Origin of the sequence: Salinivibrio kushneri (assembly GCF_005280275.1) — a bacterium.
Classification (GTDB): domain Bacteria; phylum Pseudomonadota; class Gammaproteobacteria; order Enterobacterales; family Vibrionaceae; genus Salinivibrio; species Salinivibrio kushneri.
The window spans coordinates 25,001-39,548 of sequence record NZ_CP040021.1 but is presented as its reverse complement, the minus strand read 5'-3'; the positions used below and the strand labels follow the sequence as shown (position 1 = coordinate 39,548).

Here is a 14,548-nt window from a genome sequence, read left to right as displayed (position 1 = left end):
GGCGATCAGCCCATCTTGCGTTGGATTACATATTCATAAAGCTCGTCGGCAGATAAACCGTCTTGCGCCAAGCCTTGGGTGATTTCTTCAATACGCTCAGCTCGGCGCTCATCTATCACCTGATTAAATTGATAAACCAGCTCGCGTAAATATTTCAGTGGCACCTGGTGGGCGGCGCTACGTACACGCTCTTCACTTTGACTGCCTAATTCTGCCAGCAATTTGCCAAACATGATTTTCTCGGGCGATTCCTCAAGTTGCTCAAGGACGCGCGCCATTTCGATTGTCGATAATGACATAGTGTGTAACTGACCTTTGGATATAAAACGATAAGGAATGAGCATTAATTTGGTTTGCTCAGTAAATATACTCTCAATTTGGGGTTTTTAGCAAAATAAAAAAACGCTGGCCGAAGCCAGCGAAAAGGGATAATGGGTTGTCGAGACCCCAGCGTTTTGCACGTCTTATTATATTTGCCAACTGAATTGTCGTTTTTACTGATTATTTAATCTCTTACTGCTTTCCCATGCCATTGCTTACCTTTCGGTGACCACAAAATAATTAAGCCAGGTAGCAGCAACCACATATGCACGGTCATTAAATCACTGGCGGATAAACCTAAACGCTGAGTCAGGCTAACCAGCAGACCTGCGCCACTCATTTGGAACAATCCCAACAAGGCTGCCGCTGTGCCGGCACGATCAGAAAACGGGGCTAATGCCGCGCCCGCTGACGCGCCCAACACCCAAGCAAAGCCGAATGACGAGGTAAAAATGGGTAACATAAAGGCCCAGGGGGCAGCGATGGGGCTTAATGCCAGCATCAGCCCGCCTGAGCCGACCAGCATCATCAAGCCAATATTGAGCGCGCGGCGGCTACCAAATTTTTGCATATAGCGCGGCGCTAACATCGCGGCGGCAATGTTTAATGCCGCGTTGGCACCGAACCAAAAAGTGAAGCTGTTCATGGAAATACCATACCTATCCATCAGCAAGACGGGCGCGGAGGTGACGTAGGCTAAGATCACCGCCATCGCCAGCATGCAAAGAATAATGTGATAGGTAAATGTCGGCACGCGTAGCACCTGCCAATACCGACGTAAGCTGAATAAGCGCCCAGCGTTATCTGTATGTGTCGGGCGCGTCTCAGGCAAAAATACGCTGACCAAGACCAAGCCCAATGCCGCATAACCGAGCATAAAGGTGAAGTTAGCGCGCCAATCAAACATTTGCGTGAGCCAGCTACCCAGTAGCGGGGCCAAGGCGGGCACAAAGCAAATCGCACCATTGAGATAGCTAATCATATGGCCGCTGCGCTCTGCACCAAAGCGGTCACGCACTGCCGCAAACGCACACACGGACGTCGCACATGCACCAAAACCTTGTAGCAAACGCGCCACCAGCATCATATCCATCGAGGTGGCGAGCCACGCCATCAGCGAGCTAAGACCGTATAGTGAAATACCAATGATCGCGACAGGCTTACGGCCAAAGCGGTCAGCCAATGGCCCCGCAAACAGCTGGCCCAAACCCAAACTAAACATAAACCAAGTGACGGTATCTTGCGCCAAGGTTGGGCTCACATTAAAGTCACCTGCCATATACGGTAATGCAGGCAGGTAAATATCAATCGCCATCGGGCTAAACAGCACCAGTAACACCATTAAGGCGACCAGTAAGCGATTTGATGTCGGTGAGTCAGTGTGTGACATGGGTTACTCCTCTATACAGGCACGTAGTATAGTGGCTTCAGGGTATGAGCCATAATGGTTTATAGTAAAAGCAGTTATTCCCAAGGAGAATACCAGCAATGGATTTGGACCAGCTGCAGCGCACCGACCTCAATTTATTGGTGTGCCTACATGTGCTTTTAGAAGAGTGCAATGTCACGGGCACGGCAAAACGCCTGCATCTCAGCCAATCGGCAGTGAGTAAAAACTTAGCCCGACTCAGAGCACAATTTAACGATCCACTTTTTACTCGAGCAGCCCACGGGCTCAAACCCACGGTTCGCGCGCAAGCCTTACAAGCGAAATTACGGGCTTTACTCAATGATGTTGCGGCGATGACCGAGCCCGACCACTTTCAGCCGCACTTAAGCGATCGCTGTTTTCGCTTTGCCCTCGTCGAGAGCGCCTATCCATTGCTGTTGCCACAGTTTATTGGCGATATGCTGGAAGCGGCGCCAGCTATCACCCTTAATACCGCCGCTTGGGATCAAACCACCTTTGATGGTCTCGCCCGCGGCAATATCGACTTTGGCATTACCGGTAAAGATTTAAATCCCGCCGATGCCATGCTGACCATGATGCCGCCCAAGGGTGTGCGCTACCAAGAGCTTTGCCAAGATCACCAGTGTGTGTTGATGCGCGCTGATCACCCAGCGCTCAAGGGCCCATGGGATGAAGCGCGTTACCTTGGACTGCGACATGTACAGGTGAAGTGTGACGGGAATGACCGCTGGCTGTTGGACTATAAACTGGCAGAGCGTAATATTGAGCGTGACATTGCCATGTACGTGCCAGATTTCAATAGTGCGGCGAGCCTGTGTACCTATACCGACCTGGTGTTTACCTCACCAAGCCAGTTTGCGCATTATATTGCCGCGTCGCTCAATTTGGTGGTGCGGCCGTTACCGACGCCAATCCCGCCAATGGCGTACACCTTGTTTTGGCATCAAAATCAAGAAAATGACCCGGGGCACCAATGGCTGAAAGCCTTGATTATTTCGCGCTGTCAGCAGTTTAGCCCGGCAAAATTGCAACCTATCGCCCATCGCGCTAGGGTCTAATCCACGGGTTTTTACGCGAGGCCGAACATGGCAAGTTCACCCAATTTAAAGAAGGAAGAATAATGGACGCGACCCTTACCAAGCGTATTGAGCAGCTAAGACACTGGCTGGCTCAACACGACTATGACGCCTTACTCATCCCCCACGAAGACGAATACCTCGGCGAATACGTGCCTGAGCACAATGAGCGCCTGCATTGGGCAACCGGCTTTACCGGCTCCGCAGGGGCCGCGGTGATCACCCGCGACAAGGCGGCGATTTTTGTTGATGGCCGCTATGTGGTTCAAGTCCGTAAGCAAGTCCCCGCCGGCCTGTTTGACTACTGCCATCTGATTGATGAACCACCGGTGCAATGGGCCCAGCAACAATTACCCAAGGGTGCCAAGCTGGCTATCGACGCTCGCATGCATAGTGCCGCTTGGTACAAACGCACCCAACGTGCGCTGGATGGGGCTTTGAAACTGGTGAGCGTTGAGCAAAACCCGATTGAAAGCCTGTGGGACGATCGCCCCGCCCCGCTTAATAGCCCTGCCATTTTACTGGGTGAAGAGAAAACCGGCCGCGCCAGCTTGGATAAACGTCAAACCATTGGACAGCAGCTGGCCGATCAGAGTCTTGATGCCGCGGTACTCACTCAACCCGATGCCGTCTGTTGGCTGCTCAATATCCGTGGTCGCGACATCCCACGCTTGCCGGTGGTGCTGACCCAAGCGATTATCAAGCAATCTGGTGACGTCACCGTGTTTATCGACCCTGACCGTCTCCCCGAAGGCTTTGACGCACATGTGGGCGAAGGCGTGAGCGTCGCGCACCCAGACAGCCTGGTTGATGCCCTGCAAGCGCTGACGGGTCAACGTGTATTGGTCGATCCAAACGGTGCCAATGCCTGGACACTGGACACCCTCCAACAAGCGCAAGTCACCGTGGTGGAAGCGCAAGACCCGTGTGCGCTTGAAAAGGCAGCCAAAAATCCGCAAGAAATCGCAGGCATGCGTGCCTGTCACGTGCGCGATGGTGTTGCCGTTACTCGCTTTTTGGCCTGGTTTGACCGTCAAGTCGACGCCGGTGAACGCCCTGATGAAGCCGTGCTCGCAGACACCCTGTATCAATTCCGCCAACAAGACGATCAACTGGTCGACTTAAGCTTTGATACCATTTCCGCCGCCGGTGGCAACGCCGCTATGTGCCACTACAACCACAACAATCAGCCCAAACCGAGCGTGATTGAGAGCAACAACGTCTACTTGGTCGACTCTGGCGGCCAATACTATGACGGCACCACGGACATTACCCGTACCGTGCCGGTGGGCGAATGCAGCGCTGAGATCAAAAAGGCCTTCACGCTGGTGCTGAAAGGGCATATTGCGCTGGCCACCGCGCTGTTCCCGAAAGGCACCTCAGGCAGCCAGCTTGATGCCTTAGCACGCCAGTATTTGTGGCAACACGGCTATGATTTTGACCATGGCACCGGTCACGGTGTCGGGCATTTCTTGGACGTGCACGAGGGTCCGCAGCGCATTTCCAAAGCGCCCAATAGCGTCGCGCTATTGCCGGGCATGGTGGTGTCAAACGAGCCGGGCTACTACCGCGCCGAGGCGTTTGGGATCCGGATTGAAAACCTCGAGTTGATTGAAGAAAAGCCCACCGAGGGCGACATGACGATGCTCGGGTTTGCCTCACTCACGCGTGCACCGATCGATCGTCGTTTGGTCGATGTGAGCTTGCTCAGCGAGGCAGAAATCCAGTGGTGGAATCGCTATCATCAAACCGTGTGGGATGAAGTTAGCCCATCTTTAGATGAGCAAGACCAAGCTTGGTTAAAACAAGCGACCGCGCCGCTAAGCCGTTAAGTCGCCTCTTCACTAAGTATAAAAAAACAAAAAGCGTCCGATTGGACGCTTTTTTATTCCCCTTTCAGGGCTTTCTCGACCGCTTTAGGCGAAAAGCCGCGCAAGGTGGTATCGCCAATGCAAATCACCGGGACACCCCGCGAGCCTGTTGCTGCCAGCAGCTTCTTGCCTTTGGGCGTGGCCGTATCGACAACACGATAACGCAGCCCTTTTTTATCCAAGTAAGCTTTGGCCGCCTCACAGTGAGGACAGCGCGGGCCCACATATACAGTAATACGTTTCATGCCCGCATTGTCGCTAACCCGCTGCCGTTTGTGAAGCCATTTGCGCCTGACGCGCGATATCGTAGATGTTATCCCAATCTTTCCATACCACCTCAAACCCGAGGGCACGGACGCTGGCGGCCACCTCTGCCGCGCTACGTTCATCACTGATGGCAAACTGCTCCAATTGTGGCTCAGGGTTGGCATAACCGCCCGGTTGGGTTTTTGACGCCGCGGATAAGCTCGTGACACCAAGCGGCAACACATTGTCGCGAAAGTGAGGTGACTCGCGTGTCGATAGCGACAGCTCTACCTGCGGATTCCACAACCGATAGGCACAAATCAGCTGAACCAGCTGCTTATCCGTCATCACCGATTTCGGCTGCAGCGCCCCCGCGCAAGGGCGTAAGCGCGGAAAAGATAGCGAATAGCGGCTTTGCCAATATTGCTTTTCCAAATAATCGAGATGCTGGGCGGTAAAAAAGCTGTCGGTGCGCCAGTCCTCAAGGCCAATCAAGGCGCCGAGCCCAATCTTATCGACCCCTGCTTGTGCCAACCTATCTGGGGTTTGCAGCCGGTAGTGAAAGTCGGTTTTATTCCCGCGCTTGTGGTGTTCCCCATAGGTTGGAGCGTGGTAGGTTTCTTGGTACACCATCACCGCATCCACCCCCTGTGCCACCAAGGCGCGATACGCCTCGGTATCCAGCGGCTGCACCTCCATCGCCACATGATGAAAGTATTGCTTCACCACGGGTAAGGCGCGGAGAAAATACTCGAGTCCCACCTTGGTTTCATGCTCACCGGTCACCAAGAGCACACTGTCAAAGCCCATTTTTTTGATCGCTTCACACTCGGCGGCGATCTCGGCTTCATCCAGCGTGCGCCGTTTGATTCGGTTTTCCATCGAAAAACCGCAATAGGTACACACGTTAGCGCACAAATTGGAGAGATACAGCGGAATATAAAACCCCATGGTGTAGCCAAACCGCTGCCGCGTCAGGGCCGCAGATTGCTGAGCCATGGCCTCGAGATAGGCTTCAGCGGCAGGACTGATCAGAGCAGCGAAATCGTCCAAATTGCGCGAGGATTTAGCCAGCGCCCGCTCGACATCTTGGCGCGTTTTGCTGTAAATCGAGAGGCGATGATGATCCCAATCGAGTGCCGCCCACCGCTTAGAAAAGCTCATCACGCCTCCTTAGCGTCAAGAAACGCGGTTAAGGGGCTAGACGCGTGAGCGTGATTGCGTGTGCCCGCCAGTCCAGCTTGATACGCGCAGCGTCCTGCTTCAACCGCTTGTTTAAACGCCGCGCCCATAGCAATCGGATCGCCAGCCGTGGCAATGGCGGTGTTAACCAAAACTGCATCGGCACCGCGCTCCATCGCTAACGCCGCATCTGACGGTGCACCAATGCCGGCATCAATGATCACCGGCACGCGAGCTTGCTCGATAATGATGTCGAGAAACGCCATTGAGGCCAGCCCTTGGTTGGAGCCAATCGGTGAGCCAAGGGGCATCACCGCCGCGCATCCCACCTCTTCCAAACGCTTACACAGCACAGGATCGGCATGACAATATGGCAGCACCACAAACCCCTCATCTACAAGGGTTTTCGCCGCTTGAAGGGTTTCAATCGGATCAGGCATCAGATACTTGGGGTCGGGGTGAATTTCCAGCTTCACCCAGTGCGTTCCCAATGCTTCTCGAGCAAGACGTGCGGCAAAGACCGCTTCTTGCGCATTTTTCGCCCCCGAGGTATTGGGCAGCAGGCGCACACCTAGCTCGCGCAGCGGGGTTAAAATATCGTCTTGTGTGGCATGCACATCGACTCGCTTTAGCGCCATGGTGACCAGTTCAGTACCACTGGCCGCCAGTGATTCGGCCATGGTCTTGCGACTGGCAAACTTGCCGGTGCCGGTTAACAGCCGAGATGAAAACGTCGTATCCGCAATGGTTAACATAATTATCCTCCGGCAATCGCTTGAAAGACCGCCAAGCTATCGCCAGCGGTGAGTGACGTGGATGACCAAGCATCACGCGCAATAATGGTCTGATTTAGCGCCACTGCGACCGATTCGGCTGGCACCTTCATCTCCTCAATCAGTTGCGCGACGGTCGTGGCATTGACCTCAGTAGGCGTGTCATTAATGATTAACTGCATCACTTACCTCCCGCGTTGGCTGACAAACCGCACAGTGCGGATGCACAGGCAGCGAAAAGTGCTGCCATGTCATGGTTTGTCCATCCAGTCGTGACAAGCGATTGGTCCCAACCGCCTGCCCTAATAACAGTTTTATCCCTTCCAGCGCTTGCGCGGTGGCCATCATGCCGACTACCGGCCCCATTACCCCAGCTTCAGCACAGCGCGTGGGTTCAGAAAACATCACGTCCGCAAAGGCGCACGCATAACATGCGCTATGCGGTTGATAAACCAATAACTGGCCTTGCCAACCGATCGCCGCTGCGCTCACCAACGGCGTGCCAGCCTCTACACAGGCTTGATTGACTGCATGGCGAGTGGCGAGATTATCACTGCAATCGAGAACCACATCCGCCATCGCCACTTCCAGCGCCAGACGTTCACCTTCTAGATAGGCATTGATGGCTCGGCACTGGCAATGTGGATTCAGCGCGACCAAGTTAGCGGCTAGCGCTGCGGCTTTATCGGTGCCGATTTGCTCATCCCGATACGCCACCTGACGCGCCAAATTAGATAGCTCAACGTGGTCCGAGTCAGCAATCGCTAACTGCCCCACGCCAGCGCCTGCAAGGTAGAGACCCGCGGTGGTTCCTAGCCCACCGGCACCGACCATTAACACGCGCGCCTTGCTCAGTGCCTGCTGCCCGCACTCTCCAACCTCTGGCAGCATGATTTGCCGGCTATAACGCAGGTATTCACTGTCCGATAGCATCACGCCCTCCTTGCTGTCTTGATGGATTAAGACAGCGGTTAAATGCGTCAATGCGCGCCGCTAAATCAGGCGCTTGCGTCACAGCACGGACCACCGCAATGGCATCTACGCCAGTGCGCCAAACGTCAGGGGCTCGGTCGAGATCAATACCGCCAATCGCCACCGTCGGGAAGCGGCCATCCACAGTCGCCACCTGCTGTGCTAATGCAGAAATGCCTTGCGGCGGCTCGGCGAGCTGTTTGGTGGTGGTGGGAAAAATATGGCCGATGGCGAGATAACTGGGCGAGAGCTTAACCGCTGCGGCAAGTTGTTCGGGACTGCGTGTCGATACGCCAAGGCGCACGCCTTGCCGCGCAAGCCGGTCAAGATCCGCCTCTTGTAAGTCTTGCTGCCCCAGATGAACGCCATAGGCGCCAGCCTCAAGCGCGAGCTGCCAGTGATCGTTGATAAACACCTGCGCATGGTGCGCACGGCCCAATGCCACCGCGCGCTGTACCCAATCTAGCAAGTGTGGATGCGCTGGCTGCTTCACACGCAGTTGCACGGTTTTCACCCCCAAGCAAAGCAAGCGTTCGAGCAAATCCACATCGTCCACCACCGGATATAATGGGCCTATGCCTTCCGACATAGGCGCAAATGGGGTCAGGCTCATGACTCCACCTTATCGCTGTCGCTTACCTCAGCGCCTTGTGGTGAAGAATGATGGGATTTTTGCAGGTAGAGCTCACTGCCCTTTTCTCGAAATTCTTGCGATTTTTGCTGCATGCCTGCTAACGGGTCTTCCAGCATAGTGACATCAATCGCTTCGCCCGCGGCGGCATAGCCATTTTCTTTGGCGTAATCTCGGACTTCTTGGCTGATTTTCATGGAGCAGAATTTCGGCCCACACATGGAGCAAAAATGCGCGACCTTGCCCGACTCTTGAGGGAGCGTTTCGTCGTGATAGGCACGTGCCGTCACCGGATCTAGAGCAAGGTTGAACTGATCTTCCCAGCGGAATTCAAAGCGCGCTTTGGAAATGGCGTTATCCCGCACTTGCGCACCCGGGTGTCCTTTGGCTAAGTCGGCAGCGTGTGCGCAAAGCTTGTAGGTGATCATGCCCGTTTTAACATCCTCTTTATTGGGCAGACCCAGATGTTCTTTGGGCGTGACATAGCAAAGCATCGCACACCCAAACCAGCCAATCATCGCCGCACCAATCCCGGAGGTGATGTGGTCGTAACCAGGCGCGATATCGGTAGTCAGCGGGCCTAAAGTATAAAAAGGCGCTTCATGGCAATGGGTGAGCTGCTCGTCCATGTTCTCTTTGATCATGTGCATGGGCACATGGCCGGGGCCTTCAATCATCACCTGCACATCGTATTCCCATGCCACCTTGGTAAGCTCGCCCAGAGTACGTAGCTCACTGAATTGCGCTTCGTCGTTCGCGTCAGCCACTGAGCCGGGACGCAGCCCATCGCCTAGCGACAGCGATACATCATAGGCGGCACAAATCTCGCAGATTTCACGAAAATGGGTATAGAGGAAGCTTTCTTGATGATGCGCCAAGCACCATTTGGCGATAATCGACCCGCCACGCGAGACAATCCCAGTCACGCGATTGGCGGTCATGGGCACATAGTGCAAACGCACTCCAGCGTGAATGGTAAAGTAATCGACCCCTTGCTCGGCTTGCTCTATTAAGGTATCGCGCATCACTTCCCAAGTCAGGTCTTCGGCAATGCCATTCACTTTCTCAAGCGCTTGATACATAGGCACAGTGCCAATCGGGACTGGGCTATTACGTAAAATCCACTCGCGAGTTTCGTGGATATTGCGTCCGGTCGATAAATCCATCACTGTATCCGCGCCCCAACGGGTCGCCCACACCAACTTTTCGGTTTCTTCTTCAATGGAGGAGCTCACCGCCGAGTTACCAATATTGGCATTCACTTTCACTAGAAAGTTACGCCCAATGATCATCGGCTCCGCTTCTGGGTGGTTAATGTTGGCAGGAATAATCGCACGCCCTTCAGCAACTTCTTGGCGCACAAATTCAGGAGTAATGTTTGAGGGTAAATGCGCGCCAAAGCTTTCCCCTGGGTGCTGGCGGTTTAGTTGCTCTTCACGATACTGCTGACGCCCCATGTTTTCGCGAATAGCGATAAATTCCATCTCTGGGGTGATAATGCCTTGACGTGCGTAGTGCAGTTGGGTCACACATTGGTGAGGTTTCGCCCGACGGATAGGCGGTAAGGCGCTAAAGCGGAGATCATCCAAGGTTTCATCACTAAGGCGAGTCTGCGCATAGTCTGAGCTCACTGCATCAAGAAACTCTGTATCGGCACGCTCATCAATCCAGGCTTTGCGCACTGGCGCTAAGCCTTGGTAAATATCGATAGCACTCTGTGGGTCGGTATAAGGCCCTGATGTGTCATAAACCCGAATGGATTCATTGTCCTCGTACTGCGGATTGTCTTTACTCCCGCCGACAAAGGTCGGAGACAGGTGGATCTCGCGCATCCCTACACGAATATCAGGTCGCGAGCCCTCGACATAAACTTTCTCCGAGTTGGGATGGGTTTGCGCAGAGAGGGAATCGATAAAGGATTTGGCCTCAAGACGGGCCTGTTTACGGGTCGACATAGCATTACTCCGGTGTTCATTATGGGAATTAATGCTTGCCGGAAAACGCTGAATTGAGATGTGAGCAAACTGGCAGACGCGTACGGTCTGTGATCTGATGCATCTCTTGTTCCCTTCGCTGGTCCTAACCAGATCAGGTTCAACGGATCCCACTTAACGTGGTCTCAGCCAATTGGCACTCCGACAAGTTCAACGCCAGTATAAGAAATCACCGCCGCAACAACAAGCGACGTAACACGATGTTTTCGCTTAACCGGTGATGCGTGCTAGCAACCAAGCGCCCATCGCGGCTGCACTTAAGCACAACGCGAGATTGAGACCCACATTCAACAAGGCTTTCACCGTCTCACCATGTTGAAAAAGGAGCAAGGTATCCACTGAAAAGGTAGAGAAGGTGGTGAACGCGCCTAAAAAGCCAATCGCAATCAGTTGACGCCAAGGCACTGGGGCAATCAGCTCTTGGCTCATCGCCGCTAAAAAGACCCCCATCGCTAATGAGCCCAGCACATTAACCATTAGGGTGCCGTACGGGAATCCTCGACCAAACACCGCGACGCTCCACTCTGAAACTAAAAAACGCGAGGACGCCCCTAATGCGCCGCCAAGCCCTACCCACAATATGCTTACCACTGGGTGCTCCTTTCGATTGGTAAAAACTCATCATACCGCGACATGTGAACAAGAAACAGGAGGGAGAAAAAGGGAAGAGGGTCAGAGTTGCTAGAAGCTTAATGATTCACATACAAAAAAAGCACCGGCAATGTCGATGCTTTAATGTTTGGCAGGGGTAGAGGGATTCGACCGGGCTGGCGACCCAGCCCCCAACACGCTTTTTTGTCGTTTGCATGTTCACATCTACCCTTCATCGGGTTACGAGAAGCTTGATAATTCACATACAAAAAAAGCACCGACAATGTCGATGCTTTGGTGTTTGGCAGGGGTAGAGGGATTCGAACCCCCAACACGCGGATTTGGAATCCGCTGCTCTGCCAATTGGAGCTATACCCCTGTAGATAGGTGTCTATTGTAGCGATCCCGCGACAAATTACCACCACCAATTACTCTTCAGACGTTTAATCGCTTATTTATAAAGCAAATCGTCCCAACGACCCAATAACAAAAAACCCTACTAAATTTAGCAGGGTTTCTAAATAGTGGCGGAGGGCCGGGGTTGCGGACAACGGGCAGGCCACCCTGCGGGACTCATTCGCCCGCAGGGCGAACCTGACCAACAACAAAAAACCCCAGCTGTTCAGCTAGGGTTTCTAAGTAGTGGCGGAGTGGACGGGACTCGAACCCGCGACCCCCGGCGTGACAGGCCGGTATTCTAACCAACTGAACTACCACTCCGCACCAATTCTGTCTCATCAAAGTCTTACGTCAGTCTGCTTTGATGTTTAAATTTTTGCTAACTAAAGCCCAACATTAAGCTCTAATTAGATTATCTTGTTTGATGCGATGAGGATTTTGAATCGAGACGCGCAGTGTATGCCAATACATGAGCATCACAGATATCAAAAGCATCGAGCTATCAACAAGATAAGCAATGAGAGCCTGGCGATGTCCTACTCTCACATGGGGAGACCCCACACTACCATCGGCGCTGCTTCGTTTCACTACTGAGTTCGGCATGGAGTCAGGTGGGTCCAAAGCGCTATGGTCGCCAAGCAAAATTTGGTGTGTCTTCACTTTTCAGTCAAAACACGTAATCTAGAAAGCTGTTCGTTCTCGCCACAATCAACTGGCTTTATTTAAGTCCAACCCAAAACCCCTTGGGTGTTGTATGGTTAAGCCTCACGGGCCATTAGTACAGGTTAGCTCAACGCCTCACAGCGCTTACACACCCTGCCTATCAACGTCGTCGTCTACGACAACCCTTTAGAGAGCTCGAAGCTCTAGGGATGACTCATCTCGGGGCCAGCTTCGCGCTTAGATGCTTTCAGCGCTTATCTGTGCCGAACTTAGCTACCGGGCAATGCGTCTGGCGACACAACCCGAACACCAGCGGTTCGTCCACTCCGGTCCTCTCGTACTAGGAGCAGCTCCCCTCAATCATCCAACGCCCACGGCAGATAGGGACCGAACTGTCTCACGACGTTCTAAACCCAGCTCGCGTACCACTTTAAATGGCGAACAGCCATACCCTTGGGACCGACTTCAGCCCCAGGATGTGATGAGCCGACATCGAGGTGCCAAACACCGCCGTCGATATGAACTCTTGGGCGGTATCAGCCTGTTATCCCCGGAGTACCTTTTATCCGTTGAGCGATGGCCCTTCCATTCAGAACCACCGGATCACTATGACCTACTTTCGTACCTGCTCGAGCCGTCACTCTCGCAGTTAAGCGGGCTTATGCCATTGCACTAACCTCACGATGTCCGACCGTGATTAGCCCACCTTCGTGCTCCTCCGTTACGCTTTGGGAGGAGACCGCCCCAGTCAAACTACCCACCAGGCACTGTCCTCACCCCGGATAACGGGGCTAAGTTAGAACATCAAACATACAAGGGTGGTATTTCAAGGATGGCTCCACGACAACTGGCGTCGCCGCTTCAAAGCCTCCCACCTATCCTACACATGTAGGCTCAATGTTCAGTGCCAAGCTGTAGTAAAGGTTCACGGGGTCTTTCCGTCTAGCCGCGGGTACACAGCATCTTCACTGCGATTTCAATTTCACTGAGTCTCGGGTGGAGACAGCGTGGCCATCATTACGCCATTCGTGCAGGTCGGAACTTACCCGACAAGGAATTTCGCTACCTTAGGACCGTTATAGTTACGGCCGCCGTTTACCGGGGCTTCAATCAATGGCTTCTCTTGCGATAACCACATCAATTAACCTTCCGGCACCGGGCAGGCGTCACACCGTATACGTCATCTTTCGATTTTGCACAGTGCTGTGTTTTTAATAAACAGTTGCAGCCACCTGGTATCTGCGACTGCCCATAGCTCCATCCGCTAGGGACTTCACCGCGGGCAGCGTACCTTCTCCCGAAGTTACGGTACCATTTTGCCTAGTTCCTTCACCCGAGTTCTCTCAAGCGCCTTGGTATTCTCTACCCGACCACCTGTGTCGGTTTGGAGTACGGTTGCTACTTACCTGAAGCTTAGAGGCTTTTCCCGGAAGCATGGCATCAATGACTTCACCACCTTGGTGGCTCGACATCGTGTCTCGGCCTTGATTTCCCGGATTTGCCTAAGAAATCAGCCTACGCACTTGAACCTGGACAACCATCGCCAGGCCCACCTAGCCTTCTCCGTCCCCCCATCGCAGTAAGCAGCAGTACGGGAATATTAACCCGTTTCCCATCGACTACGCCTTTCGGCCTCGCCTTAGGGGCCGACTTACCCTGCCCCGATTAACGTTGGACAGGAACCCTTGGTCTTCCGGCGAGGAGGTTTTTCACCCCCTTTATCGTTACTCATGTCAGCATTCGCACTTGTGATACCTCCAGCAAGCCTCTCAGCTCACCTTCAACGGCTTACACAACGCTCCCCTACCCAATATCCATAAGGACATTGCCGCAGCTTCGGTGTATCGCTTAGCCCCGTTACATCTTCCGCGCAGGCCGACTCGACCAGTGAGCTATTACGCTTTCTTTAAATGATGGCTGCTTCTAAGCCAACATCCTGGCTGTCTGAGCCTTCCCACATCGTTTCCCACTTAGCGATAACTTGGGGACCTTAGCTGGCGGTCTGGGTTGTTTCCCTCTCCACGACGGACGTTAGCACCCGCCGTGTGTCTCCCGGATAGCACTTACTGGTATTCGGAGTTTGCAAAGGGTTGGTAAGTCGGGATGACCCCCTAGCCTTAACAGTGCTCTACCCCCAGTAGTGTTCGTCCGAGGCGCTACCTAAATAGCTTTCGGGGAGAACCAGCTATCTCCGAGTTTGATTGGCCTTTCACCCCTAGCCACAGGTCATCTCCTAACTTTTCAACGTTAGTGAGTTCGGTCCTCCAGTTGATGTTACTCAACCTTCAACCTGCCCATGGCTAGATCACTCGGTTTCGGGTCTAATGCAAGCAACTGTCGCCCAGTTAAGACTCGGTTTCCCTACGGCTCCCCTATGCGGTTAACCTGGCTACTTGCATTAAGTCGCTGACCCATTAT

Annotated in this window: 12 protein-coding genes, 2 tRNA genes, 2 rRNA genes and 1 riboswitch (1 of these 17 only partly in view); of the genes, 2 read left to right on the top strand and 14 right to left on the bottom strand. The window is 53.5% G+C overall.

Annotation, left to right across the window (positions count from 1 at the left end; all coding sequences use genetic code 11):
- Positions 1-5 precede the first annotated feature (5 nt).
- Positions 6-299, bottom strand: coding sequence for an H-NS-like global regulator TsrA (gene tsrA / locus FCN78_RS00185; protein WP_077659770.1), 294 nt, complete (start codon positions 297-299; stop codon positions 6-8).
- A 206-nt stretch (positions 300-505) separates the two neighbouring features.
- Complete coding sequence (locus FCN78_RS00180) at positions 506-1,711, bottom strand: multidrug effflux MFS transporter (RefSeq protein ID WP_077523461.1); 1,206 nt, start codon at positions 1,709-1,711, stop codon at positions 506-508.
- Positions 1,712-1,809: 98 nt separating this feature from the next.
- On the opposite strand from FCN78_RS00180, the gene FCN78_RS00175 reads away from it, so the two are divergent.
- Together FCN78_RS00175 and FCN78_RS00170 are read left to right on the top strand one after the other, a co-directional pair.
- Positions 1,810-2,790, top strand: coding sequence for a LysR family transcriptional regulator (locus FCN78_RS00175; RefSeq protein ID WP_069361817.1), 981 nt, complete (start codon positions 1,810-1,812; stop codon positions 2,788-2,790).
- A gap of 62 nt (positions 2,791-2,852) precedes the next feature.
- The gene (locus FCN78_RS00170) at positions 2,853-4,640 is read left to right on the top strand and encodes an aminopeptidase P family protein (RefSeq protein WP_077659753.1); all 1,788 of its coding nucleotides are present in this window, start codon (positions 2,853-2,855) and stop codon (positions 4,638-4,640) included.
- A 53-nt stretch (positions 4,641-4,693) separates the two neighbouring features.
- Here the strand turns inward: FCN78_RS00170 and FCN78_RS00165 are convergent, their stop codons facing one another.
- The 12 genes from FCN78_RS00165 to FCN78_RS00110 form a co-directional block, all read right to left on the bottom strand.
- Positions 4,694-4,924, bottom strand: a complete 231-nt coding sequence (locus FCN78_RS00165; RefSeq protein ID WP_069361819.1) for a glutaredoxin family protein — start codon at positions 4,922-4,924, stop codon at positions 4,694-4,696.
- 13 nt (positions 4,925-4,937) lie between these two features.
- Positions 4,938-6,089 (bottom strand): 2-iminoacetate synthase ThiH, encoded by a 1,152-nt coding sequence (thiH, locus tag FCN78_RS00160; RefSeq protein ID WP_077659752.1) that lies wholly within the window; start codon positions 6,087-6,089, stop codon positions 4,938-4,940.
- Positions 6,089-6,862: a thiazole synthase gene (locus FCN78_RS00155; RefSeq protein ID WP_077650056.1), complete on the bottom strand. Its 774-nt coding sequence runs from the start codon at positions 6,860-6,862 to the stop codon at positions 6,089-6,091. The genes thiH and FCN78_RS00155 overlap by 1 nt, the downstream gene beginning before the upstream one ends.
- 2 nt (positions 6,863-6,864) lie before the next feature.
- Positions 6,865-7,062, bottom strand: coding sequence for a sulfur carrier protein ThiS (thiS, locus tag FCN78_RS00150; RefSeq protein ID WP_069361822.1), 198 nt, complete (start codon positions 7,060-7,062; stop codon positions 6,865-6,867).
- Positions 7,046-7,813: a HesA/MoeB/ThiF family protein gene (locus FCN78_RS00145; protein WP_077659751.1), complete on the bottom strand. Its 768-nt coding sequence runs from the start codon at positions 7,811-7,813 to the stop codon at positions 7,046-7,048. Before FCN78_RS00145 ends, thiS begins: the two co-directional genes overlap by 17 nt.
- A complete protein-coding gene (gene thiE / locus FCN78_RS00140) occupies positions 7,797-8,465 on the bottom strand; it encodes a thiamine phosphate synthase (RefSeq protein WP_077659750.1) in 669 nt (222 codons plus the stop codon). The genes FCN78_RS00145 and thiE overlap by 17 nt, the downstream gene beginning before the upstream one ends.
- Complete coding sequence (gene thiC, locus FCN78_RS00135; RefSeq protein ID WP_077659749.1) at positions 8,462-10,438, bottom strand: phosphomethylpyrimidine synthase ThiC; 1,977 nt, start codon at positions 10,436-10,438, stop codon at positions 8,462-8,464. Before thiC ends, thiE begins: the two co-directional genes overlap by 4 nt.
- A 93-nt stretch (positions 10,439-10,531) precedes the next feature.
- Positions 10,532-10,631: riboswitch (TPP riboswitch) on the bottom strand.
- Between the two features lie 56 nt (positions 10,632-10,687).
- Entirely contained in the window at positions 10,688-11,068 is a 381-nt protein-coding gene (gene crcB, locus FCN78_RS00130; RefSeq protein ID WP_069361826.1) for a fluoride efflux transporter CrcB, read from the bottom strand.
- Between the two features lie 302 nt (positions 11,069-11,370).
- Positions 11,371-11,447, bottom strand: a tRNA-Trp gene (locus FCN78_RS00125).
- Positions 11,448-11,711: 264 nt separating this feature from the next.
- Positions 11,712-11,788, bottom strand: a tRNA-Asp gene (locus FCN78_RS00120).
- 202 nt (positions 11,789-11,990) lie between these two features.
- A 5S ribosomal RNA gene (gene rrf, locus FCN78_RS00115) occupies positions 11,991-12,106 on the bottom strand.
- Positions 12,107-12,221: 115 nt separating this feature from the next.
- Positions 12,222-14,548, bottom strand: a 23S ribosomal RNA gene (locus tag FCN78_RS00110); it runs 560 nt beyond the window's last position.

Excerpts from the sequence above, each read along its gene's own strand:
- tsrA (WP_077659770.1), bottom strand. The coding sequence starts at position 299 with ATGTCATTATCGACAATCGAAATGGCGCGCGTCCTTGAGCAACTTGAG.
- FCN78_RS00180 (WP_077523461.1), bottom strand. The coding sequence starts at position 1,711 with ATGTCACACACTGACTCACCGACATCAAATCGCTTACTGGTCGCCTTA.
- FCN78_RS00175 (WP_069361817.1), top strand. The coding sequence starts at position 1,810 with ATGGATTTGGACCAGCTGCAGCGCACCGACCTCAATTTATTGGTGTGC.
- FCN78_RS00170 (WP_077659753.1), top strand. The coding sequence starts at position 2,853 with ATGGACGCGACCCTTACCAAGCGTATTGAGCAGCTAAGACACTGGCTG.
- FCN78_RS00165 (WP_069361819.1), bottom strand. The coding sequence starts at position 4,924 with ATGAAACGTATTACTGTATATGTGGGCCCGCGCTGTCCTCACTGTGAG.
- thiH (WP_077659752.1), bottom strand. The coding sequence starts at position 6,089 with ATGAGCTTTTCTAAGCGGTGGGCGGCACTCGATTGGGATCATCATCGC.
- FCN78_RS00155 (WP_077650056.1), bottom strand. The coding sequence starts at position 6,862 with ATGTTAACCATTGCGGATACGACGTTTTCATCTCGGCTGTTAACCGGC.
- thiS (WP_069361822.1), bottom strand. The coding sequence starts at position 7,062 with ATGCAGTTAATCATTAATGACACGCCTACTGAGGTCAATGCCACGACC.
- FCN78_RS00145 (WP_077659751.1), bottom strand. The coding sequence starts at position 7,813 with ATGCTATCGGACAGTGAATACCTGCGTTATAGCCGGCAAATCATGCTG.
- thiE (WP_077659750.1), bottom strand. The coding sequence starts at position 8,465 with ATGAGCCTGACCCCATTTGCGCCTATGTCGGAAGGCATAGGCCCATTA.
- thiC (WP_077659749.1), bottom strand. The coding sequence starts at position 10,438 with ATGTCGACCCGTAAACAGGCCCGTCTTGAGGCCAAATCCTTTATCGAT.